General features: G+C 38.1%; 1 pseudogene. It reads left to right on the forward strand.

Annotated features, from left to right (window positions below):
- Window positions 1-418 (forward strand): annotated as a pseudogene (locus tag EKL29_RS22955) (hypothetical protein); the annotation flags it as partial.
- Window positions 419-472: the final 54 nt, after the last annotated feature.

The following is a 472-nucleotide window of genomic DNA, read 5'->3' on the forward strand; positions in this document are numbered from 1 at the left end:
CAGATGTCACCGACAGAATATGAAAACCAGTATTATCAACGGCTCGGAAGTGTCTAGATTATCCGTGGCGATTCATGAATGTGTTGCTATTAAAGCGTTCATTAAGTCAGCTGAATTATTTGATAGATGTATTGGTATGTCATGGTTTCATGTTTCTGTGAGTACCCAAAAAAAATTATCACATGTTAGAGCTAAGGCCGGAAAAGAAGGAGGGAACAGTAAAGCGGAAGTATATCGAGTAATTCAAGATAAACTTGTTTATTTGATCAATGAATCTGTTCCTAAAGGTGGGTGGAAAAGTAAAGCAGCTGCGGTGAATGACCTCATTGACCCCTTGTGGCAATTTGTCGAAGAGTCAAATTTTGAAATTAATAATCAAAGTAAAAAATACCGGATTGAATCGCCACGGATAATCTAGACACTTCCGAGCCGTTGATAATACTGGTTTTCATATTCTGTCGGTGACATCTGT

This window comes from Pantoea sp. YU22, assembly GCF_003970755.1.
GTDB classification, from domain to species: domain Bacteria; phylum Pseudomonadota; class Gammaproteobacteria; order Enterobacterales; family Enterobacteriaceae; genus Pantoea; species Pantoea piersonii.